General features: G+C 48.1%; 21 protein-coding genes. 6 read left to right on the forward strand and 15 right to left on the reverse strand.

Annotation, left to right across the window (positions count from 1 at the left end; translation table 11 throughout):
• Window positions 1–189 precede the first annotated feature (189 nt).
• The 3 genes from NIES2104_RS33790 (at window position 190) to NIES2104_RS06230 (ending at window position 5,232) form a co-directional block, all read left to right on the forward strand.
• Window positions 190–3,795: a DUF4912 domain-containing protein gene (locus NIES2104_RS33790; RefSeq protein ID WP_058996767.1), complete on the forward strand. Its 3,606-nt coding sequence runs from the start codon at window positions 190–192 to the stop codon at window positions 3,793–3,795.
• A gap of 13 nt (window positions 3,796–3,808) precedes the next feature.
• The gene (locus NIES2104_RS06225; protein WP_058996769.1) at window positions 3,809–4,660 is read left to right on the forward strand and encodes a carbonic anhydrase; all 852 of its coding nucleotides are present in this window, start codon (window positions 3,809–3,811) and stop codon (window positions 4,658–4,660) included.
• 62 nt (window positions 4,661–4,722) lie between these two features.
• A complete protein-coding gene (locus NIES2104_RS06230; RefSeq protein ID WP_058996770.1) occupies window positions 4,723–5,232 on the forward strand; it encodes a methylated-DNA--[protein]-cysteine S-methyltransferase in 510 nt (169 codons plus the stop codon).
• On the opposite strand, the gene NIES2104_RS06235 is transcribed toward NIES2104_RS06230, so the two are convergent.
• From NIES2104_RS06235 to NIES2104_RS06295, 13 genes are all read right to left on the reverse strand, one after another.
• Entirely contained in the window at window positions 5,219–5,533 is a 315-nt protein-coding gene (locus NIES2104_RS06235; protein WP_058996773.1) for a helix-turn-helix transcriptional regulator, read from the reverse strand. The genes NIES2104_RS06230 and NIES2104_RS06235 overlap by 14 nt on opposite strands.
• A gap of 4 nt (window positions 5,534–5,537) precedes the next feature.
• Window positions 5,538–5,876 (reverse strand): type II toxin-antitoxin system RelE/ParE family toxin, encoded by a 339-nt coding sequence (locus NIES2104_RS06240; protein WP_058996775.1) that lies wholly within the window; start codon window positions 5,874–5,876, stop codon window positions 5,538–5,540.
• A gap of 88 nt (window positions 5,877–5,964) precedes the next feature.
• The gene (locus tag NIES2104_RS06245; RefSeq protein WP_058996777.1) at window positions 5,965–7,971 is read right to left on the reverse strand and encodes a hypothetical protein; all 2,007 of its coding nucleotides are present in this window, start codon (window positions 7,969–7,971) and stop codon (window positions 5,965–5,967) included.
• 46 nt (window positions 7,972–8,017) lie between these two features.
• Complete coding sequence (locus tag NIES2104_RS06250) at window positions 8,018–9,046, reverse strand: agmatinase family protein (protein ID WP_058996778.1); 1,029 nt, start codon at window positions 9,044–9,046, stop codon at window positions 8,018–8,020.
• A 6-nt stretch (window positions 9,047–9,052) separates the two neighbouring features.
• The gene (locus NIES2104_RS06255) at window positions 9,053–9,274 is read right to left on the reverse strand and encodes a type II toxin-antitoxin system HicB family antitoxin (RefSeq protein WP_058996780.1); all 222 of its coding nucleotides are present in this window, start codon (window positions 9,272–9,274) and stop codon (window positions 9,053–9,055) included.
• Between the two features lie 15 nt (window positions 9,275–9,289).
• Window positions 9,290–11,851, reverse strand: a complete 2,562-nt coding sequence (leuS, locus tag NIES2104_RS06260; RefSeq protein WP_058996782.1) for a leucine--tRNA ligase — start codon at window positions 11,849–11,851, stop codon at window positions 9,290–9,292.
• 184 nt (window positions 11,852–12,035) lie between these two features.
• Window positions 12,036–13,010: an S-layer homology domain-containing protein gene (locus NIES2104_RS06265; protein ID WP_058996784.1), complete on the reverse strand. Its 975-nt coding sequence runs from the start codon at window positions 13,008–13,010 to the stop codon at window positions 12,036–12,038.
• Window positions 13,011–13,116: 106 nt separating this feature from the next.
• Window positions 13,117–14,043 carry an SIS domain-containing protein gene (locus NIES2104_RS06270; RefSeq protein WP_058996786.1) on the reverse strand — a complete coding sequence of 309 codons (927 nt, stop codon included), beginning with the start codon at window positions 14,041–14,043 and terminating at the stop codon, window positions 13,117–13,119.
• Entirely contained in the window at window positions 14,040–14,312 is a 273-nt protein-coding gene (locus NIES2104_RS06275; RefSeq protein WP_058996789.1) for an HNH endonuclease, read from the reverse strand. Before NIES2104_RS06275 ends, NIES2104_RS06270 begins: the two co-directional genes overlap by 4 nt.
• A 40-nt stretch (window positions 14,313–14,352) precedes the next feature.
• Window positions 14,353–14,937 carry a Uma2 family endonuclease gene (locus tag NIES2104_RS06280; RefSeq protein WP_058996791.1) on the reverse strand — a complete coding sequence of 195 codons (585 nt, stop codon included), beginning with the start codon at window positions 14,935–14,937 and terminating at the stop codon, window positions 14,353–14,355.
• Between the two features lie 70 nt (window positions 14,938–15,007).
• A complete protein-coding gene (locus NIES2104_RS06285) occupies window positions 15,008–15,598 on the reverse strand; it encodes a Uma2 family endonuclease (RefSeq protein ID WP_058996793.1) in 591 nt (196 codons plus the stop codon).
• 142 nt (window positions 15,599–15,740) lie between these two features.
• Window positions 15,741–16,253, reverse strand: coding sequence for a hypothetical protein (locus tag NIES2104_RS06290; RefSeq protein WP_058996795.1), 513 nt, complete (start codon window positions 16,251–16,253; stop codon window positions 15,741–15,743).
• A 139-nt stretch (window positions 16,254–16,392) separates the two neighbouring features.
• Window positions 16,393–17,040, reverse strand: coding sequence for an alpha/beta hydrolase (locus NIES2104_RS06295; protein WP_058996797.1), 648 nt, complete (start codon window positions 17,038–17,040; stop codon window positions 16,393–16,395).
• 65 nt (window positions 17,041–17,105) lie between these two features.
• Between NIES2104_RS06295 and purH the strand changes: the two genes are divergently transcribed.
• Both purH and NIES2104_RS06305 read left to right on the forward strand, forming a co-directional pair.
• Window positions 17,106–18,635 carry a bifunctional phosphoribosylaminoimidazolecarboxamide formyltransferase/IMP cyclohydrolase gene (gene purH / locus NIES2104_RS06300; protein ID WP_058996799.1) on the forward strand — a complete coding sequence of 510 codons (1,530 nt, stop codon included), beginning with the start codon at window positions 17,106–17,108 and terminating at the stop codon, window positions 18,633–18,635.
• A gap of 41 nt (window positions 18,636–18,676) precedes the next feature.
• On the forward strand, window positions 18,677–19,147 hold the full coding sequence (locus NIES2104_RS06305) for a DUF4079 domain-containing protein (RefSeq protein WP_058996801.1): 471 nt from the start codon (window positions 18,677–18,679) through the stop codon (window positions 19,145–19,147).
• Between the two features lie 64 nt (window positions 19,148–19,211).
• Here NIES2104_RS06305 and NIES2104_RS06310 read toward each other — a convergent pair whose 3' ends face one another.
• Together NIES2104_RS06310 and NIES2104_RS06315 are read right to left on the reverse strand one after the other, a co-directional pair.
• A complete protein-coding gene (locus NIES2104_RS06310) occupies window positions 19,212–20,147 on the reverse strand; it encodes a metal ABC transporter solute-binding protein, Zn/Mn family (protein ID WP_058996803.1) in 936 nt (311 codons plus the stop codon).
• 64 nt (window positions 20,148–20,211) lie between these two features.
• Window positions 20,212–20,667: a hypothetical protein gene (locus NIES2104_RS06315; protein WP_058996805.1), complete on the reverse strand. Its 456-nt coding sequence runs from the start codon at window positions 20,665–20,667 to the stop codon at window positions 20,212–20,214.
• A gap of 147 nt (window positions 20,668–20,814) precedes the next feature.
• Here NIES2104_RS06315 and cobS point away from each other — a divergent pair, with 147 nt between their 5' ends.
• Window positions 20,815–21,537, forward strand: a complete 723-nt coding sequence (gene cobS / locus NIES2104_RS06320; protein WP_058996807.1) for an adenosylcobinamide-GDP ribazoletransferase — start codon at window positions 20,815–20,817, stop codon at window positions 21,535–21,537.
• Window positions 21,538–21,591: the final 54 nt, after the last annotated feature.

The following is a 21,591-nucleotide window of genomic DNA, read 5'->3' on the forward strand; positions in this document are numbered from 1 at the left end:
TTAGACAGGAATCCCAGCTAGAGTGCCCGATTTTGAACGGTCATTGCTCAAGAGCACGGGTGTTGTAGATAACATGCTTTTTGATACGTCCAGCGATTCCCAACCTACTGATAGAAGCGGATTTCAAGCGATCGCTATATAATACTTGCAATTGGTGAATCTGAACTGGTGTAAGAGGCGTTTGAATTAATGTTGCCAAATCAAAAATCGTCTGCGCTCGGCTTTGCGGTATTGCTTACCACTGTTGCAACTGTAAAACCCCTCGACTCGATCTTTGTTCCATCCCTTTTGGCTCAAGCCACGCCGTTTCCACTCCCGACCTCTGTCCCCGCTGGCACGACAGTGCAAATCGACGGGTCAAGTAGTATGGCAGCGATTAACCAAGCCCTCGAACAGCGGTTTGAAAGTCAGTTTTCTGGCAGCAATATCAATCTCAATTATTCCGGTACGCCCACAGGACTCCAAGCCGTTCGCGATGGCAAAGCCGATCTCGCCGCGATCGGGCGACCTCTGACGCAAGCCGAACGCGATCAAGGACTCGTTCCCGTCTCAATGGGACGCGGCAAAATCGCCCTGATTGTCAGCCCAGAGAATCCCTTTCAAGGTAGTATTACCGTTCCGCAATTCGTCCGCATCGTGCGGGGAGAAATTACCGATTGGTCAGAACTCGGAGGAGCGCCTGGAAAAATTCGGTTTGTCGATCGACCTGATCTAAGCGATACCCGCGCCGCCTTTCGCAACTATTCTGTTTTTATTCAAACGCCGTACGAAATCGGCACGACTGCGACGAGAGCCGGAGAAGATAGCACTCAAGCGGTTGCCCAACAACTCGGAAAAGACGGACTCAGTTTCGCGCCTGCCAATCAGGTGTTGAATCAACCGAATTTGCGGATCGTGCCGATGCACAACACGTTACCGACTGATCCGCGCTATCCCTTCTCGCAACCGTTCTACTACGTTCACAAAGCCGACCCATCTCCGGGTGCTGCAGCATTTTTAGGATACGCCGCCTCAGAATCTGGACAGAAAATTGCTCAAGCAACAGAGACTGATCCCGCTTCGTTAGCTCTAAATCCAGCGACTCTCCTCGCGGCTGGCAGTGCTGGAGCCGCATCACTCAATGCTGGGGCAGGTGCTGGATCGTCCCCCTCCCCTACTGCCACCGCTTCTCCCGGCGCAACGGGCACAGCTTCCTCTGGTGCGGTTCCTGAAGGATCACAGGCAGTCGCCCCCAATACAAGCGGACAAAACGATGGCGGGATTCCAGGCTGGCTCTGGTGGCTACTCCCGATCGGAATCGGTGCATTGCTGCTCGGCTGGTGGCTGCGTCGAAGATCCACGCCTACCGCAGAACCGCCCGTCGCCCCTCCGCCGCCTCCTACCACTGTTACACCGCCACCGCCTCCCCCTTTGATGAATCCCACCGAATCCGATGGCACTTTGGCATCGCGAACAGGTTCGGTGATTAATTCTGATCGACAATCGATCGCAGAAGTGCAACCACCGACGATTCCACCTGCGGCTGTGCTCGGTGCTGCTGGATTAGCAGGAGCGGGAGCACTCATTGGATCAGGACAAACTCAGCCCCCCGAAACCGACCTTCCACCTGTTGAAGTGCCTCCAACAGAAATTCAACCAGTCGAAACGGAGATCTTGCCTGTTGAAGCGACACTTCCACCTGTGGAACCTCCGATCGCTGAAGAATCGATTCCAGTCCCCGATCGTCCTTTGGTCGAAATTCGAGAAATGCCGCCGATCGAGACTCCCACGGCTCAGATCGAGCCACCGGAAGCCCCGCCCGAACTCGATTTACCCAATGGAGCGATTCTCGGAGCCGCTGGACTGGGAATCGCTGGAACCGCGGCTTGGATGAATCGGACACGATCGAGCGCTTCACCTCAAACCGATTTGCCAGAATCAGAACCGTTATCGTCACTCGATGCGATCGAGCCATTGGATGAAGTCGAAGATGCGCCCCTCGATCAACCCCCGATCGAACTTGATGTCGATGATTCGCCTACAGTCGTCGATGAACTTGTACCAGTCACAGATACAAACTACACTCAACTCGATTTAGATACTGAACTGCAAACGCCTACGATCGAGACAGGTGAAAGTGCGATCGTTGAGACTCCGAATTCTACTCAAGGTGTTATTCCAGGAATTGCAGCGATCGGAGGAACAGCCCTGGGAGTCGCAGGACTTTCAGCACTCGGTAACTCAGAAGAAACAACGATCGAGTCTCAAACTTCTGAACCTGAGTTAGACACACCGACTACGATTCAATCAGATTCAGATCCAACGCTAATCGACCTGAGTTCAGAACTACCCCTGATCGAATCGAGTTCCGATCCGACTCTGGCTGAATCCGTTGAACCCATTTCAGAATCAGTTGAAGATCCAAACTTGATTCAAGGTGCGATTCCAGGACTTGCAGCAATGGGAGGAGCGGCAGCACTCGGAATCGCAGGAATGGCAGCCACTGAAAACGATCAGTCTGAGATTGTAGAAAACACTTCTGAACCTGCAATTCGCGAACCAGAACTGTCCGAAATCGATGCGGGAACTGATTTAGAAACTGCCGAATTTCCAGAGATTATCTCAGAAGAACCTGACACGATCGCAGAAGAACCGCCAATCGTTTCAGAGGTTTCCGAACCCAATATCGTCGAGGCGGCACTCCCAGGAATGGCGACAGTGGGAGGATTGGGAATTGCTGCGGGATTAATGAGCGATCGAGAAAATACCACGCAAACGAATGTAGAAGCCGCTCGATTCGATGTTGGACAAACCGATTTATCGAGTGAAACGTTAGCTTCAGTCGATGGAGGCTTGCCTGATTTACCGAATGGCTACGGTGACAGTCGAATTGTTTTGATGCCGCGTGATCCACAGTGGGCATATGCGTATTGGGACATTCCGAACGAGCACAAGTCTGAAGTGAGAAGCCAAGGCGGACAATCGCTCGTTTTACGGCTGTATGATGTTACCGATATCGATTTAGAGCGTCAAAGTCCTCACAGTTTGCAGCAGCTTGAATGTGATGAACTGGCACGAGATTGGTATCTACCGATTCCGGTCAGCGATCGCGATTATCTCATCGAAATCGGTTACATCACCGGAGACGGACGCTGGTTGAGGTTAGCGCGATCGCTGCCTGTCCGAGTTCCGCCTGTATATCCGTCTGGTTGGGAAGATGATCAATTTTTAACGATCGACTGGGAAACCGAATTACAGGGTCAAACCTTCTTCACATTAGAATCACCAAGTGATACAGAACTGGTTTCTGCCCCGAATGGAATGTATGATCGAATTTTCGACTTGTCTCAGGGTACAGAACTTCAGCGAATTGCTGGATCGATCTTTGGCTCAATGCAGCAAATTCCGCTTCAGTCGGTTAGCTCCTATGTGTTTCCGTCTGGAGCCGGACTGTGGGCACTGCCGACCGTTTCTGGCATGTCCGGTGTGGGAATGTCTGGAGTCGGACTTTTCTCCGGGGGAGTTGTTCCAGTTCGTCCTCGGAAATTCTGGTTGGTTGCCGATGCGGAACTGATTGTGTATGGTGCAACTGAACCGGATGCCACAGTCACGATCGCAGGTGAAACCATTCCGCTCAGTCCAGACGGCACCTTCCGATTCCAATTGTCCTTCCAAGATGGTTTACTAGATTATCCGATCTTGGCAGTGGCAAAAGATGGCGAACAAACGCGATCGATTCATCTGAAGTTCACCCGCGAGACTCCGAGCCGAAACACCAACACCAAAGACGAAGCCCTCGACGAGTGGCAATCCTAACAGGAAGGGAGCAATGAAAAAGTTAATTCAAGGACACCAAAAGTTCCGAGAAAGTTACGTTCCAAGACACATTGATCAGCTAGAAGAGCTTTCACAGGGTCAAAAGCCGCGTGTATTGTTTATTACCTGTTCTGATTCCCGGATCGATCCGAATCTGATCACACAAGCGGACATCGGTGAACTGTTTATCATTCGCAATGCGGGTAATATCATTCCGCCTTACGGGGCGGCAAATGGCGGAGAAGGTGCGGCGGTTGAATATGCGCTGAACGCACTCGATATTCAGCAAATCATTGTCTGTGGTCATTCTCACTGCGGTGCGATGAAAGGATTGCTTCAGCTTGGAAAGCTCGAAGAAGAAATGCCGCTTGTGTATAGCTGGCTGAAGCATTCTGAAGCGACTCGGCGACTGGTGAGAGAAAATTACACCCAGTACAAGGGTGAAGAACTGTTAGAAATAACGATCGCTGAAAATGTCCTCACCCAGATTGAAAATCTCAAAACTTACCCGATCGTTCACTCACGTCTGTATCAGCGCAAACTCGAAATTTTTGCTTGGATCTACCACTTAGAAACGGGTGAAGTTCTCGCGTTTGATCCTGAAACTCATTCGTATGTTCCGCCGCAAACGATGCTTTCTATCCATGAAACGGGCGATGTGATTCCAGGCATATTTGAGAAAACGAGCGCTCCTGCCGTCGCGTGTAAATTGCTGCAACGCACTCCAGCAGCAGAAGCGGGAGCGGCACGATCTCTAGAACCAATGTCACAAACCGTTCATGCAGAAACTCCGGTCGATTTGATGCCTTGGCTGACTCCCGAACAAGCAGAACGGATTTATCGCGGTTCACTGGCTCGACCGTAATTGATTGAATCTCGATCGTATTTAGGATGTTCAGCCATTGGACATCCATTTTTATAGGAACTATGTACTACAAAGAGTTCATTAGCTCGATCGGCAAATTGCTCCTAACTTCAAACGGTAGATCGCTGACCGGACTATATCTGCAAGGACAAAAACACTTTCCAGAACAAACCACAGACTGGAAAGAATTCGCTGAGCTTGACTTATTCATCGAAGCTGAAAAACAACTTGCAGCGTATTTTGCTCATCAGCGGCAACAATTCGATCTGCCTCTTGATCCGATCGGAACTCCTTTCCAGAAGCAAGTCTGGGAACAACTCCAACAAATTCCCTATGGTGCAACAATCTCTTACGGAACATTAGCCAAACAGATTGGTATTCCAACTGCATCACGGGCTGTAGGAGCCGCGAATGGACGAAATCCGATCTCGATCGTGGTTCCCTGCCACCGAGTAATCGCAACATCTGGAAAGATGACAGGTTATGCGGGAGGAGTCGATCGAAAACAATGGCTCCTTCAACACGAGCAAGCAAAAGCTGATTCTATTTCTAATCTAGTCAATGGATGTTAGCAATCACACTACCAATTTCTTGAGGCGTTGCACCTGTCGCTAACATTGCACGAATTAATAGCTCGATCGACACGGAAGCATCCCCATTTTCCGCCTTGGCAATTCGGGGCTGGCTAGAGTGAATTTTCTCTGCTAGTTGAGCCTGTGTCATGTTTTGCTGCCATCGCGCTTTGAGACTCTGACTTAAAGCGAGTTTGATTTCAATCAAGGTACTTTCTTCCGAACTTAGTTCCAGAAATTCCGAAACTGTACCTACTTTCCAACCCTTTGCTTCTAATCGTCTTTGTTTCTCTTGATCCATCGTTCTAATCCTGGATATCTTTATCGTATTTGCTCAATCGCTTTTGACAGTTCTCAATGATTTGATCTGGAGTCGTTTGTGTCGTTTTACTGAATACTTCTATGATCAGGATTAAATCTTCATCAATACGGTAGATAATTCTCCAATTTTTATCAACATCTCGAATTCTTAACTCATGGCAATGTGCCCCGATACTGGGCATCGGTCGCGAGTGTGGAAGTTCAAGGTTTTCGCCTTGCTGCAAGCGTCTAAGCAAAAAACCTGCTTCCAGTCGGGCTTCCTGACTGAAAGGTGGAGTTTTAATCTCACCTCTTAGCCAAACTAAAGGCTTATCGTCGTCCATTCCTTTTTATACCATATTTGATCTATTTGATCGTGCGAAATGTTGAAGGAGTCGATCGTAAACAATGGCTCCTCCACCACGAGCAATTTCAAAACGCAAGCTGTTGAACGATCGTTCTAAGCGTTTCTTGCTCTGCTGAACTGAGTGTGAAATCGGAACTAGCATAACGATTCATTAGTCCTAGCAACGTCTCTGTTTTACTTGCTGGATGCTGCATTCGCTGAATCGTTTTGATGGCTTCCGTGTATTGATTTCGATTTGCATACTCATATGCGATCGTACTCAGTCCCTCATCCCGTTTCTCAGCATCACTAAATCCAGTAATGACTTCAACCCAACTCGCTAGATTGAGCGAATCGGTTTCTGTGTAGCGCAAAATTTCAGCGATCGCAGTTTCTCGCTCCGCTGGATCTTTAATCAATTTCATCAATGCTAAAACCTGTTCAGCACTCTGAGAATGTTCTGCAAATTCTAGATAGGTTCTAAACATGGATGTAAGCGTAGAAGTTTCTAGCTGAGTCGATTGTGTTAACTCAAACGCCTGTAATAGCATCGCTGAACCTTTTTCGATTTGCCCGCTCTTCGTGTAATCGGCTGCAATGCTCGTCAATGCTGCTGCACGTTGACTGATGGATGGAATCGATCGAGCAATTTGAATCGCTCGATCGAAGTCCTTCACCTTCATATAGTGCTGAACTAAACTAATCCAAGCTTCGTTTTGGTTCGCAATGGCGGCAATCCGTTCTACTCGCTCATAGTCCCCAACATTCTCGAACAGTCTGAATAAATCACCTGCTTGCTCTTGCCAAACCGCGATCGGGAATTGTTGAATTTGACGTGCGATCGCAATCGCTTCATTCTTCTGATCTACACTTTCGTAAGTGATTGCAAGGTGCACAAGTGCGGCGGCTTTTTCCTGTGGATCAGAGATTTGCTGAACGAGATTGCGCGATCGCGTTAAAAGCTCACTCGCTCTCTGTGTTCTGCCTTTCTCATAGAGTTGACTTGCAAATCCGTTCAGGGTTGCGGCTTGCCAAGACGGATCATCAGAAGCTTGAAGCGCTTTTTCGAGTAACTGCAAAGCATGATTGAGTTGATTCACCTGCATGAATCCTTCTGCAAGGTGGCTTAGACTGAGTGAATCATCCGCCCGCGAATCAGTCAATATATCGATCGTGCGAGCGTTGCTTAACAGTCTTTGCTCTGCTCGGTTTAAGAGTTCAGTCGCTTTTTCAGTTTGCTCAAGATCGATCAAAAGTTGAGCGACGAAAAGCTCATCATCGCTGAACTCTGGAAGAAAACGATACACGCGATCGAGCGTTTGCTGAAACAGTTGAGCTTTTCCTGCCTCTCGGTAGCCTTGCGCTAATTCAATCAACAAATGCGCCTGCTGTCTTCGTCTGTCTTGTTGCCGAAATTGCGCGAGAAGTTCAGGAGAAATCTTAGCGGTTTCAGGCTGATCAGAAAGTGTATCCGCAATACTAGATTCTACAGTCTCGATCAGTTTAAACGCACCTTCAGGATTGTTCGCTTCGACTTCGGCACGAATTGCAACACTCAATGAAAAGCTGGTGGTTGTGCTTCTTCCAAAAGGGTCTTTGATCTGGTCAATCACCTTCAAGGCTTGATCATATTGACCGTTCAGCGCATAGCGAAAGGCAATTTGGTTTAAGGCTTTGTCTTTTTCCTCAGAAGCGGGCAGTGGAGTGACGATCGCAAAAGCTTCTACCAAAATCTTCTCGATTTCGCGTTTTGGAAGTTTGGAAGCTTGATAGGTTCCAGCAATATCTGCTAGAGCTTCGGCTCTCTTGATCGGATTGTCGATCGCTTGAATCGCGGTATATGCCTGTTTCAGCAACATCTCACGCTGCTGAACATTGATCGCGTATCCAGCAAGACTGATTTGAACTTTTGCTTTTTCTTCTGGATCTCGAATCTTCTCGGATAAAGCGATCGCAGTTTCTATCAATGTTTGCGTAACTGCATCTTGCTTATTGGCTCGACAAGGAATGCTACGATCGCAAGCCTGAGCAGGAAATGTGACGACACTGAATGTTGCAAGTGTGAGCGCGATCGCAATACCAAACTGCTGCATAACTTTTCTGAATGAACTTCTCTCTCAGAGTGCCCATTCAGCAATGCTAAGATTTCCGAGACAGATCCATCAAATTACAGAGCTTGTAAATCGTTCTGGCTGCAACATTCCCATCCCATTCTGCATTGCCAATTTCTACGACATCAAAGCCGATCACGTTCCGTCCACTATTGACCACTTCGCGGAACAGACAAAAGGCTTGCTCTAGCTCTAATCCACCCGGTACAGGCGTTCCTGTTGTGGGACAAAGCTTTGGATCAAATCCATCTACATCTACACTGATGTACACCTCTTGCGGTAGTTCTGACACAATCTGCTGACAAGTTTCAAGCCAAGGAACTCCCGCAAATTGTTTCTGTTTCAGCATCGGATCGAAGTAAGTCGAGATTCGACCATTAGAATCACGAATTAAGTTCACTTCATCTAAGCAAACATCCCGAATTCCCACTTGAACGAGTTTGGTCATTTGTGGCAGTTTTAGCACGTTATACATAATCGATGCGTGTGAATACTCAAAGCCTTCGTAAGCTTCACGTAAGTCCGCATGAGCATCGATGTGTAGGATTCCAAAGTTCTTGTAGTGTTGTGCGATCGCGCTTAAACACCCCAACGGCACACTATGATCGCCACCCACAACCGCAACCCGTTTTCCTTGCTTCAGGAGTTGATCCGATTGTTCAAACAGCCATTGATTGAGTTCTTTACAGCCTTGATTTATAGCTTCTAGAAGCTGAGTGAGTTCAGTATCAAGCGGTTGTCCGATCGATAATCGATCGATAATTTTTGCAGCATCAGATCGGAGACGGTCACTACGATCAAGAATCTGCTGTGAAATCTCAGGCATAAAAATCCCTTGCTTCCACCCGTCCGGATTGTCAAAGTCGTATAAATCAAGCTGTGAGGAAGCATTCAGCATCGCTTCGACTCCACGTGCTGTCCCTGCGCTGTATGAAACCGTCACTTCCCAAGGTACACCGAGAACAATTAAATTTGCCGAGTCTTGATCAAATGGCAATCCGAACAGTCGCCCGACGACACCCACACCACTCGGATCGTAGTTTTGTAAATCTGTCATTTTTTCCTAAGCAGTTTGAAGAGTTTGTCCAAAGATTTGGGGTTCGGGGAGAGGCTCGCCTTCTGCGGCAGATTCGACGAGCAGTTCTAACACTTCCTGTGCATTCTGAAGCGCTTCTTCGTAAGTTTTGCCATGTGTGTGACAAAGCTCTTCCCATTCCGGCAAGCCCACCACGTAACATTGGTCTTCGTCTGACCATTGAATTAGGATGCTGTATCGACATTTCATCTCTATGGCTCCCTTCTACACCACAACAAAGTTCACGAGCTTTCCAGGGACAACAATTACTTTCTTGATCTCTTTGCCTTCAATATAGCGTTTTGCAATCTCTGACTCTCGTGCAAGTTGTTCTAACGCGGCTTTATCGTCTGCGATCGCAGTTGCCGCCTCGATCGTTCCACGAGTTTTACCCAAGATCTGAATCACGATCGTTTTCTCATCAGCAATTAAGGCATTCGGATCAACGATCGGGAAAGATTGCAAATGAATTGAGTCAGAATGCCCGATCGAATGCCACAACTCTTCAGCAATGTGAGGAGCAAACGGCGCTAACAATCGCAGCAAAGTGTCGATTCCTTCGGCGAACACAGGCGAATCTTTTTGAGCAAAATCACTTAGGGCATTGCTCAACTTCATCAGTTCAGAAACTGCGGTATTGAATTGATAGTCACCTTGCAAATCTTCGGTGATTTCTTTGATAGCAATGTGAATCGATCGACGTAAATCTTTTTCTGCTTTGGTGAGTTCCGTTGCAGTTCGATGGTTCAAGGTCGATTCTGTTACCAATCGCCACACCCGATTGAGAAATCGGAACTGTCCTTCGACATCTGCATCTTCCCACTCCAGATCCTTTTCGGGTGGAGCTTTGAACAAAATAAACATCCGGGCTGTATCTGCACCATATCGATCAACCACATCACCTGGTGCAACGCCGTTGTACTTCGATTTAGACATTTTCTCGAAAACAACGTCCAGTTTTTCACCCGTCACTGGATCGATCGGATTGCTCGGATCTTTCACATTAGCAGGAAGCACATACTTCCCGGTTGTCGGATTTTTGTAGGTTCTACCTTGCACCATGCCTTGAGTTAACAAGCGCTCAAAGGGTTCATCGAAGTTGAGTAAACCTCGATCGCGCAATACTTTCGTAAAAAATCGCGAGTACAGTAAGTGCAAAATTGCGTGTTCAATCCCGCCCACATACTGATCAACAGGCATCCAATCGTTCGTAATTGCCTGATCAAACACAGCTTGATCATTGTTCGCGTCGGGATAGCGCAAGAAGTACCACGACGAATCGATGAAGGTATCCATCGTGTCTGTTTCGCGTTTTGCAGGCGTTCCACAGCTTGGACAAGGAACATTCAGCCAGGATTCTAACTGAGTTAAAGGTGAGCCACCTTTACCAGAAAATTCGACGTTCTCAGGCAACGCAACAGGTAGATTTGTTTCGGGAACGGCTCCACAGTTTGGACAATGAATGATTGGAATCGGTGCGCCCCAGTATCTTTGACGTGAGATCAACCAATCTCTTAAGCGATAGTTTGAAGTGCCTTTGCCTTTTTGCTTGGATTCGAGAAATGCGATCGCACTTTCCACACTCTGACCCTTTCCTTTCCCTGCCGGGACTCCATCTAATTCTCCGGAGTTCACCATCACCCCTTCACCCGGATAAGCCTCGGTCATCGTGGCACTATCCAAAGTTTGATCGCCTGGCTGAACAACCATTTTGATCGGCAAATCGAATTTTTTAGCAAACTCAAAATCCCGCTGATCGTGTGCCGGAACTGCCATAATCGCACCTGTTCCATAGTCCACCAGCACATAGTCTGCAATCCAGATCGGAATGCGCTGATCGTTTACAGGATTGATTGCATAGCTGCCCGTCCAAACACCCGTTTTTTCTTGACCTTCTGCGGTTCGATCGAGATCACTCTTTGCCGCCGCCGCTTCTTGATACTGCTTGATTGCTTCTGATTGTTCCGATGTGGTCAATTTCTCTACTAACGGGTGCTCCGGAGACAGCACCATAAATGACGCGCCCCACAGCGTGTCCGGGCGAGTCGTAAACACCACAATGTCGTCGCCTGCTTCCGTTTTGAAGGTGACTTGTGCGCCTGTGGATTTGCCGATCCAGTTCGCCTGCATTAACTTAACGCGATCGGGCCATCCGGTCAGCTTGTCCAAATCCACTAACAATTGTTCTGCATAGTCGGTGATCTTCAAAAACCACTGACGCAATAATTTTCGCTCTACTTTCGCACCTGATCGCCAAGATCGTCCTTCAGCATCGACCTGCTCATTTGCTAAAACGGTTTGATCGATCGGGTCCCAGTTCACCGTTGCTTCTTTCTGATACGCTAAGCCCGCTTTGAAAAACTCCAGAAAGATCCATTGCGTCCAGCGGTAATAATCTGGTGAACAAGTTGCTAGTTCTTTTGACCAATCGAACGAGATGCCCAATTGTTTCAACTGGTCGCGCATCTGATCGATATTTTGATACGTCCATTTCGCGGGAGGAACGCCCCGTTCGATCGCGGCATTTTCCGCAGGCAACCCGAACGCATCCCAACCCATCGGATTTAGCACCCGATGACCTTGCATCCTTTTTAATCGGGCGATCACATCCACGATCGTATACACCCGCACATGACCCATGTGGAGATTCCCAGACGGATAGGGAAACATCGATAGCGCGTAAAACTTCGGCTTATCGCTGGCTTCAGGCGTTTTGTCCAGATTTGCGGCTGTCCAAGCTTGCTGCCATTTTGTTTCGATCTCAGCGGGGATATAACGGGACTCCACGAGTCAACTCCTAAACACGAATATGGGGCAAAAAGATGTGCTTACCTATTCTAGTTGAGGAGGTGGAGAGTGGTTTGGTGAAATGTGGGGAGTGGGGAGTGGGGAGAAATGTGGGGAGTGGGGAGAAAGATGCTGCAAATTACGCTCATCCAAATCTATCTCCCTACTCCCTACTCCCCACTCCCTACTTCGTCGGCGTGATTCTTCCTTCTTTCACCAGTGCTTGATAGAGTAACGCTGCCGCGTCTGCACGAGTCGCCACCCGGTTTGGAGTCAACTGCTGAGGGCTTGGAAATCCAGTAACAATCCCCGAACCGACGGCTGCCGCGACTTTTCCCTGCGCCCATTTTGGTAAGTCAGCCACATCCTGGAATTTTGCCAGGGTTTGATCCGGGGCGGTGGGGGCAGGAATGTTCAAGCCGGAAGCAAGGGCAACCTGCAATTGATACAGCGGAATTTGCTGATCGGGGCGAAACAGTCCTTCGGCGTATCCGCTCATGAATCCGGTTTGAATCGCATCATCGATCGACGATCGCGCCCAGTAATTTTCTGGCACATCTTCAAACGTCTGAGTTTGTCGCTCTTTCGGTTTGCCAAAAGCTTTTCCGAGTAGCGAGGCAAATTGAGCGCGAGTAATTGGCTCATTTGGCTTAAAGCTGCCGTCCTGGAATCCACCTAAAATGCCACGGCGCGATAGTTCTGAGATGTAAGCCGCTGCCCAAAAGTCACCCGGTACATCGGTGAAGCCTTTTGCTACTCCGGGAGAAGGTGGAGTCGTGGGAGACGGAACCACATTCGGGAGATTGTTCGGGCTGGGAACTGGAACTGGGACAACCGCTGTAGGACTGGGCGGAACGGTCGCCTGTACTGTGGGCTGAGGGGCACTGGTCGCTTCAATTTGAGGAATTGGAAGCAGCGTTTGAGGGCTTGCAGGTGTCGTCACGATCGCATTCCCTCGACCCGGTTCGGCTGAAGGCAACACAGCCCCCGGAGAAGGCGAAACCTGTGGCGCACTCGACAAGAGCGATCCGAGATCGAATCCAGTATCGGTCTGGCGAGTTGCCCAGAAAAAAATGCCTCCGATGCTCAAGAACGCAACGAACATCGCGATTAGTTCATCAGAAGTCAAACGATGGCGCGGATCGGGTGGAGAAGTCATTTCGGTAGAGCGTATGCTTTCAACGAATTTTATTCACCCAAATCCTAGAGCAATTTTCTCAGTCGCGATAGGGGCACAGCAAAAAAGTAATAACCGCTTTTAGTATTTAGGTTGTGAGCGATTTTGTGATGTTTCGGGGTCGATCGACATCTATCTTACGTAGGATTGCAAGCTCATAGGCTAAAAGTTGCAGCGGTATCACAGTTAAGAATGGGCTAAAGAGTTCGGGGATCGCAGGGGTCGGAATTTCAATCACAGGAGTTTGATTGGCTCGAATACGATCGAGCGTTTTTCCCACGTTCCCGATCGCGATCGTTGGAATCTGTGAATCTAAAAGCGCGATCGGTCCATGCAGAAATTCGCCCGCCGCATATCCTTCTGCATGAGTATAAGTTGCTTCTTTTAGTTTTAATGCGCCTTCAAGTGCGATCGCGGTATTGATTCCGCTCCCAATCACGATTAAATCGCGAGTATTTTCTAAGGTTTTTGCAATTTCAGCGATCGTATTGTTTCTCAAAATTGCTTCAATCTGCTGCGGAATTAGTCGAAGTTCTGTGAGTTGCTTCTGTGCAAGTTCAAACGCAAGCTGATACAAAATCACTAACTGTGCTGTAAATGTTTTCGTTGCTGCAACGCTTTTTTCTTCTCCAGCATTGGTATAAATTGTTTGATCAACGAGCTTGGTAATGGTGCTATCAATTCCGTTGGTGATTGCAATTTGTTTAGATTGAACAGTTTTTAATGCTGCGATCGTATCTGCCGTTTCACCCGATTGAGTTATGGAGATCGTTAATGTATTCGACGTTTCAAGCAATGGAGCAAATCGCGATTCTGATGACGATCGCACTTGTGTTGGAATTTTCGCAACTTGTTCAAACAAGAATTGTCCAATCAGCCCTGCGTGTAAGCTTGTTCCACACGCGAGAATATTAATGTGATCGACCTTTTCAAACGCAATCGAAATCGAGCGATCAAGCAACTCCCGAATCACGTCAGGCTGTTCGTGAATCTCTTTGAGCATGAAATGAGTCATCGTTTTACTCTCACTTTGCGATCGGGATTTTGCTTCCGTACCCAAGCGAGAAATTTAGCCATTTCGGGATTTGCTCTTAATCGTTCAACGGTGTTTAATTCTTCTGCAAGGCGACGATTGTCGAATAAGACGTGAATTTGGCGATGACAGGCGGGGCAAATATCGATCGTTTCACCGGGATCGAGTTTTTTGCGTTTGGTGTGTTGGCGAGGGATTAAATGATGTTCGGTGAGGGTAGGAACATCGCGATCGCAAAGCTGACAAAGCATAGCTCAAGAAGTTCGATTTCTTCTAGGGTAACGCGCCTGATTAGCGTCCTGCTCTTAGAATCTGTTCGGCTGTGAGTTGCAGATTTGGAAATATTTGAGAAGCGACTGCATCAGTGCCACGAAACTCACAAACTTGATACCCTTCTTCGTGCAAATGCAATACTCTTACTACTGATCGTATTGGATCGACTTGCCAAAACTCAGAAATGTCTCGCGCTGCGTATTCCTGGGGTTTCTCAATATAATCACGATCGTGGTTCTGGTCGCCGGGTGAAACGACTTCAATCACAAGTTCAGGCGCTGGCATTTCGCGAGTCACTGCCGATCGCCTCGCGCCGTCTAACGCTGTTGCACCCTGTTCGTTTAACACCATTAAATCCGGAAAACGACTAGTGACAGAGCGACTGCTGACAAAAATTTCAGTTCCACGTCGGATCAAATAATGCTGTGTGAATTGCAAAAACACGGAGAAGAGAAATCCGGCAATCACAACGTTCAGGTCACTTTCAGCAGGCAATTCGATAATCTCCCCATCAACCAATTCATAGTTACCCTTTGGCAGATCTGAGGGATCGAGTGCGGCATATTCTTCGAGCGTTCTGAAACGCGGCTTGGCTTGAGTCATTGCGATCGGCTCCTACTCGATTTGTCCATTATCGCGCCATCGTACTATTGAATTAAACCCTACTAGCAAATTATCGTCCTGCTCTTAGAATTTGCTCGGCTGTCAGTTGCATCTTTGGAAACGTCCAAGAAGCGATCGCTTCACTGCCGCGAAACTCTCTAGATTGATAGGTTCCATCTTCAAGCTTTAGTACCGTTACGATCGATCGTTCTGGATCAATTCGCCAAAACTCCGAAATTCCTCGTGCTGCATACTCACGCGGCTTTTCCACGTAATCACGATCGTAATTCTCGCTGCCCGGATTACCTGGAGAAACAATCTCAATCACGAGCAATGGCGCGGGTGCATCTGCGGCAATCAATGCTTGTGGCAACCCGTCGATCGCAGCAAACGACTCTTCCGAATGAACAATCAAATCAGGATCACGCGCCGTTACAGCCGATCGACTGACTGCGATCCACTGTTTGAACCCAATACGATAAGCCGGAATTCCAGACTGAAGAAAAGCCGCAAACAGAAAGCCAGCAATAATCGTATTGATCGTACTTTCAGCCCCCATATCCACTAATACCCCATCCACCAACTCGTAACGGGTATTAGTACCGTCGTCATACGCCAGAAATTCCTCGATGCTCGTAAATCTTGTCTTGGTTTGGGTCATGGCAATTGCTTCTACCCGACACTCTCATTATCGCGAAATCTGTAATCAATAAAATCTTTGACATAGCGATCGTAAGGTCATTTCACTGAAAAATCCCCCAAATCGAAATTCGGGGGACGCTCACAATTCAGAAGACACTCAATTAGAAATCGTCTTTGTTGGTCAATTGTTTTTCCATGTCGTCTGCGGTCAGAACCGTTGCCTGAATTGACGCGACCAAAGATTCTGCATTGCTATTTGCCATCACTTTCGAGCAGAAAATCGCGATCGATGAGTTACCGTCACTGATCGTTTGCCAACCGCCCAATTTTTTCTTAGCACTATCAGTCAGCAACCGATTCGCAATCTCACTCGAAAGCGCTCCATCCGATTTGAAAGCTGGCGAAATAATTTCGCGGATTTCGTAATTGTCATTTAGCTTCTGAGTTTCAGAGCGCACAAACACCAATTGTGTCCGATCGTTGGGCAGTTCCATCACGAGTTTAAAATCGCCATCGCGATCGACTTCATACTTCAGTCCGGCTTTGTCGAGGGCGGCTTTGACCCGTGCATCACCCGTAGGTGTGTTTCTGGTTTGAGCGATCGCTGCTTGCGTCGAAATGGCAACCCCTCCCAGCAGAGCGAAAGCCGTGGTCAAGCTCATCCATCGTTTCATAAAATCGTCCTTATGCTTGTGAACTATGGGTTTATCCTTCCCGATTCGCAGAAGTGATGCAGCGATCCGGGAGGTTTTTCTTCCAACATCTATGCGTATCCCTACTGTATCGCTGGTTGTGTGGGATACCTTTGCAGTTTTATGTATTTTTTGGATTTGCAGAAGGAAGGGTTTTTTGAACAAAGGCATAGATTTCATTGAGAACTGACGGTGAGATCTCGTGTCCCATATCAAATTCGCGGTAGTCGATCGACGCTTTCAATTGTTCTAAATTTACTTTTGCACGATGAGCCGCCGCCAGTGGTACGACTTGATCCTGCCGCCCATGTACTAGCAGAATTGGTGGAATTTTTGCGGCTGGATTCAATGCGCCGTGTTGATAGCCGCTCAAAATCATCAAGCCCGCTAAAGGTAGCGATAGTCCCACGTCTAAAGTCATTGCGCCCCCTTGAGAAAAGCCACCTAAGATCGTGCGAGAGAGCGGAATTCCGGTTTGTTGCTCTAGGGAATTAAGCCAATCGGTTAATGCTTTTCGGCTAGTTTGCAGATCAGATTGCTGAGTGAAATCGATTTGAAAATTTGCATTCGAGAGGTCGTACCACATTTTGCCCGCGCTGCTATAAGGATGCGGGAACGGGGCATCGGGCAGCAAAAATTGCACATCGGGTAAATCGACTAGCGAACAAAGAAAAGCGACATCTTGAGCGTTTGCACCCCAACCGTGGAGCATCACGATCGAGCCTTGAGGATTGCCAGATTTTGCGGGAATCGTGACCGTATTCAACATAGAATTTCCTATCTCATCCAGTCGATTGTAAGCTTAGAGATCTCTTTTACTTGGGAACTAAATCGATGGCACGTCTAGCACTTCTAAGCGTCTCTGACAAAACTGGATTAGTCGAGTTCGCAAAGCAATTAGTCGAAGCGTTTGGATTCGATATTATCAGCAGTGGCGGAACGGCTCAGGCACTCAAATCGGCAGGATTGCCCGTGACAAAAGTGTCTGACTACACAGGATCACCGGAAATTTTAGGGGGACGAGTCAAAACCCTGCATCCTCGAATTCATGGCGGAATTTTGGCGCGTCGGGACTTACCGGAACACGTTGCAGACTTGGAAGCGCAGAATATTCGCCCGATCGATTTAGTCGTGGTCAATCTTTACCCATTCGAGCAAACGATCGCGAAACCTGATGTCACACTCGAAGATGCGATCGAGCAAATCGATATCGGTGGTCCCGCAATGGTTCGAGCCTCCGCAAAGAATTTTGCCAACCTGACGATCCTCTGCAATCCAAATCAGTACGATACCTATCTAGAAGAACTGCGGAAAAATGGAGAAGCGTCGATCGAGTTTCGCAAAAGTTGTTCGCTTCAGGCTTTCAAACATACAGCGAGTTACGATACTGCGATCGCAGCTTATCTAGAACAGCAAACGGAATCCACAACATTTACGCTAACCGGAACGCGAATTCAAGAGTTGCGCTACGGGGAAAATCCGCACCAATCCGCCGCATGGTACCAAACCGGATCTGGTTCAACCGGATGGGCAGCAGCAACGAAGCTTCAAGGAAAAGAACTAAGCTACAACAATCTGGTTGATTTGGAAGCAGCTCGATCGATTATTGCTGAATTCACGAACGATGATCCCGCAGCGACGATTATCAAACATAACAATCCCTGCGGTTCAGCAATGGGCACCACGATTTCTGAAGCTTACGAGAAAGCATTTAACGCCGATTCGACTTCTGCATTTGGTGGCATTGTGGCATTGAATCGTGCGATCGATGTTCCAACCGCAACCGCTTTGACGAAGACTTTCCTTGAATGCGTTGTTGCTCCTGGAATTGATTCTGAAGCTCAAACGATTTTGCAAGCAAAACAGAATCTCAGAGTGTTAGTGCTACCTGATCTGAGCAATGGAGCAAAAGAGAACATCAAACAGATTGCGGGTGGCTTTTTAGTTCAAGCCGCAGATGATATCGTTGCTGATCCGAATGCTTGGCAATTAGTGACTGAGAAAAAGCCCACTCCTGAAGAACTTGCAGAATTGTTGTTTGCTTGGAAGATTTGTAAGCATGTGAAATCGAACGCGATCGTCGTGAGTCGCGATCGCACTACGCTCGGAGTTGGAGCGGGACAAATGAATCGCGTTGGGTCTGCCAAAATTGCGCTTGAACAAGCAGGCGAAAAAGCAAACGGAGCCATTCTCGCATCAGATGGATTTTTCCCATTTGATGACTCAGTGAGAACTGCTGCCGCAGCGGGAATTCGGGCGATCGTACAACCGGGCGGAAGCGTCAAAGATAAAGACTCGATCGCGGCTGCAAATGAGCTTGGAATTGTCATGGTTCTCACTGGAATTCGGCACTTCCTTCACTGAGAATTGTGATAAGTTTTATTACATTCATCACAACACCCTTTATGTCCCCTGAACTCCTCCACACCCTCAAAGTCTACAGTCAGTTTGTCCACCCGGTTTTGATGTGGGTTTTGCTCGCATTAACCAGCTATGCACTGTACACGGGATTTCAATGGCGACGAACGCGATCGGCTGAAGGCGACCTGAAAAAAGCACTGATTAAGCAGAAGTTCAACATCAAACATCACCAGATTGGCGCGATCGTACTTTCTGTGATGGTGTTAGGCTCGATCGGTGCAATGGGATCGACTTATATCAATAGCGGGAAGCTCTTTGTGAATCCTCATTTAATTGCAGGGTTGGGAATGACCGGATTGATTGCAGTGTCGGCTTCACTGACTCCGTTTATGCAGAAAGGTCAAGAATGGGCGCGAGTTAGCCATATCCTGATCAATGTTGTGATTACTGGATTATTTGGCTGGCAAGCTGTGACCGGAATGGGAATTGTTCAGAACATCATCAACCGTATGTAAGTACAGGATTCAATCTTGCTTCAATCGGTGATGGGGTTAGCCTGTCACCGATTTTTTGCATCAATTATTTTAACGGAGTGATCCTACCGCCTAATGCCTCCACGATCGCGGTTGTATTCGCTGCCATCATTTTGATATACGTCTCGCCAGAACTTCCCGGAGCACCGATCGAATCTGAATACAACTGCTGCGGTGCTAACTTCACACCTGCTTCTTCAGCTACGGTTTGAATCAGTGCTGGATTAATCGTCGTCTCTGCAAAAATTGCTGGTACTCTTGACGCTCTGATCGATTGCACCAACCGCTGAACAGTTTGGGCACTCGGTTGTTCTTCTGTACTAATGCCGATTAACGTTCCCACGATCGACAATCCATAAGCCTGACCGTAATATTGAAACGCATCGTGCGTCGTTACTAAGCGACGATTTTGAGCCGGAATCGTTTGTATCTGCTGTTTGATCCAATCATGTAGGCGATTGAGTTCGGCAATTAAGCGATCGGCGTTTTGCGTCATCTTTTCTCGATCGTTCGGTGCAAGCTGAATCAACGCATCCCGAATCGCTGCCGCCATTTTTGCGGAATTCTGCACATTTCCCCAAACGTGCGGATCAGGAACTTTCTGCCCCTCTTTCTCAAGCTGGAGCGGTGGAACGACTTCGCCAACTGCAACCTGTTTTGCATTGGCTCCCGCTGCTTTCATCAAGCGAATCAATCCCGGTTCTAAGTTGTAGCCGTTGTACAAAATTAAGGTTGCTCTCTCCATCGCTGCCGTGTCTGCCGGAACAGGCTCATAGGTATGCGGATCGGCTCCCGGCTTGAGAATTCCTGCAACTTGCACCGCACCACCTGCGATCGTCGTTGCCAAATCTGTCAGAATCGTACTCGTCGAAATTACCTGCGGCTTTTGATTCGTCGTTTGCTCTTGTGTCGTGCAACCATGCAGCCAGAGTGAAACGACACTTCCCATCAAAAACTGTCCGAATCTTCGTCGATCGAACATCCTGCGCTCCTTATTTCCCTCAGCTAAATCAATCTACTGCAAAATGCTCGTAGATTCGATCGCTCTAAAGCGAGAAATTTTCTTCGTCGTCGATTTGTACATCTAAGCTAGCAGAAAGTACTTCCGCGACCATCGCTTCGAGTTCTGCCGCATTGATTCCGCGCTCTGCTTGATCTTGGAGCGGATTCGTCAAGGGAATTAACCGCAGTCGTCGATCGTCTTGAATCAGATCAAATCTCGATTCATCATCGGTTTTGCTCAGTTGCAAATAATCGAAGCTATAGACGTTAAGATAAAGCGCGTGATTGGCGACCATTGTGGCGCGATGCGGATCAGCAAATACTTCGAGAATACAACCTTCTCCTTCGCTGGTCGTTCTGCCATCGTGAGTATGGACGTAGCGGACGCGATTCAAATCTGTCAACACCCGCTGCATGTCCTGTTTGTCGATGACTGTGCCATCGTCGATGATGCAGGGGGCGGGGATGCGAGTGTTACGAGAAAAAGAATCGTGACTCATGGCACAAACAAAAGAAGGGGTGACGAAAGCTCAGAAGGATCTCTTACTTCAGTTGGATGCTTCCTATCGCAATTATGGCTGCAAATTGGGAACGCGATCCGGTCTGACGATATAAGAAGTTTACGTTATGTGAATTGATTTGACGCAATGATTAATCAAGTCTGGAATCAATGCCTTGCTGCTCTTACGTTTTACACTTGTTTGCCGATTCCGACTTCCGCAAATTTGGAGTTTAGAGGCATCGCCCGATTCGCCCCGATCGTCGGTTTGATCGTTGGCGGACTGGTCGGTGCGATCGATATCAGTCTCGCCTATGTCGGAGTACCTATTTTGACTCGAAGCGCGATCGATATCACGGTTTGGCTGGCGATCACAGGCGGTTTACATCTCGACGGGGCAATGGATACAGCGGATGGATTAGCGGTAATGAATCCCGATCGACGTTTAGAAGTAATGGCAGATAGCGCGACCGGAGCATTTGGCGCAATGACCGCTGTGATCGTGCTGATGTTGAAAACCTTGGCGCTAAGTGAAATTGAAACCGATCGCGTTTTGATTCTGATGACTGTTGCGGGTTGGGGACGTTGGGGGCAATTGGTCGCGATCGCGAAATATCCCTATCTCAAACCAACTGGAAAAGGCGCATTTCATAAAGAATCGATTCGATCTTTGTGGGAAGCAGTGCCGACATTCATCGTTTTGATTGGGCTGAGTTGGCGAGTGCATCCGATTCTGATCGGAGGAAGTGCGATCGCGGTTCTAGTCGGGGCTTGGTTGAATCGGAAATTAGGCGGACAAACGGGCGATACCTATGGCGCGATCGTGGAATGGACAGAAGCATTTTCACTCTGTTTGCTGACTGCGATTTAAGAGGGTGTTTGAAAAGTCTCTCCGCTTCGATTGCCTTCCGCCCGGAGCTAAACC

This window comes from Leptolyngbya sp. NIES-2104, from assembly GCF_001485215.1.
Lineage (GTDB): Bacteria > Cyanobacteriota > Cyanobacteriia > Leptolyngbyales > Leptolyngbyaceae > Leptolyngbya.

Coding starts and splice junctions, on each gene's coding strand:
- NIES2104_RS33790 (WP_058996767.1), top strand. CDS start 190: ATGTTGCCAAATCAAAAATCGTCTGCGCTCGGCTTTGCGGTATTGCTT.
- NIES2104_RS06225 (WP_058996769.1), top strand. CDS start 3,809: ATGAAAAAGTTAATTCAAGGACACCAAAAGTTCCGAGAAAGTTACGTT.
- NIES2104_RS06230 (WP_058996770.1), top strand. CDS start 4,723: ATGTACTACAAAGAGTTCATTAGCTCGATCGGCAAATTGCTCCTAACT.
- NIES2104_RS06235 (WP_058996773.1), bottom strand. CDS start 5,533: ATGGATCAAGAGAAACAAAGACGATTAGAAGCAAAGGGTTGGAAAGTA.
- NIES2104_RS06240 (WP_058996775.1), bottom strand. CDS start 5,876: ATGGACGACGATAAGCCTTTAGTTTGGCTAAGAGGTGAGATTAAAACT.
- NIES2104_RS06245 (WP_058996777.1), bottom strand. CDS start 7,971: ATGCAGCAGTTTGGTATTGCGATCGCGCTCACACTTGCAACATTCAGT.
- NIES2104_RS06250 (WP_058996778.1), bottom strand. CDS start 9,046: ATGACAGATTTACAAAACTACGATCCGAGTGGTGTGGGTGTCGTCGGG.
- NIES2104_RS06255 (WP_058996780.1), bottom strand. CDS start 9,274: ATGAAATGTCGATACAGCATCCTAATTCAATGGTCAGACGAAGACCAA.
- NIES2104_RS06265 (WP_058996784.1), bottom strand. CDS start 13,010: ATGACTTCTCCACCCGATCCGCGCCATCGTTTGACTTCTGATGAACTA.
- NIES2104_RS06270 (WP_058996786.1), bottom strand. CDS start 14,043: ATGACTCATTTCATGCTCAAAGAGATTCACGAACAGCCTGACGTGATT.
- NIES2104_RS06275 (WP_058996789.1), bottom strand. CDS start 14,312: ATGCTTTGTCAGCTTTGCGATCGCGATGTTCCTACCCTCACCGAACAT.
- NIES2104_RS06280 (WP_058996791.1), bottom strand. CDS start 14,937: ATGACTCAAGCCAAGCCGCGTTTCAGAACGCTCGAAGAATATGCCGCA.
- NIES2104_RS06285 (WP_058996793.1), bottom strand. CDS start 15,598: ATGACCCAAACCAAGACAAGATTTACGAGCATCGAGGAATTTCTGGCG.
- NIES2104_RS06290 (WP_058996795.1), bottom strand. CDS start 16,253: ATGAAACGATGGATGAGCTTGACCACGGCTTTCGCTCTGCTGGGAGGG.
- NIES2104_RS06295 (WP_058996797.1), bottom strand. CDS start 17,040: ATGTTGAATACGGTCACGATTCCCGCAAAATCTGGCAATCCTCAAGGC.
- purH (WP_058996799.1), top strand. CDS start 17,106: ATGGCACGTCTAGCACTTCTAAGCGTCTCTGACAAAACTGGATTAGTC.
- NIES2104_RS06305 (WP_058996801.1), top strand. CDS start 18,677: ATGTCCCCTGAACTCCTCCACACCCTCAAAGTCTACAGTCAGTTTGTC.
- NIES2104_RS06310 (WP_058996803.1), bottom strand. CDS start 20,147: ATGTTCGATCGACGAAGATTCGGACAGTTTTTGATGGGAAGTGTCGTT.
- NIES2104_RS06315 (WP_058996805.1), bottom strand. CDS start 20,667: ATGAGTCACGATTCTTTTTCTCGTAACACTCGCATCCCCGCCCCCTGC.
- cobS (WP_058996807.1), top strand. CDS start 20,815: ATGATTAATCAAGTCTGGAATCAATGCCTTGCTGCTCTTACGTTTTAC.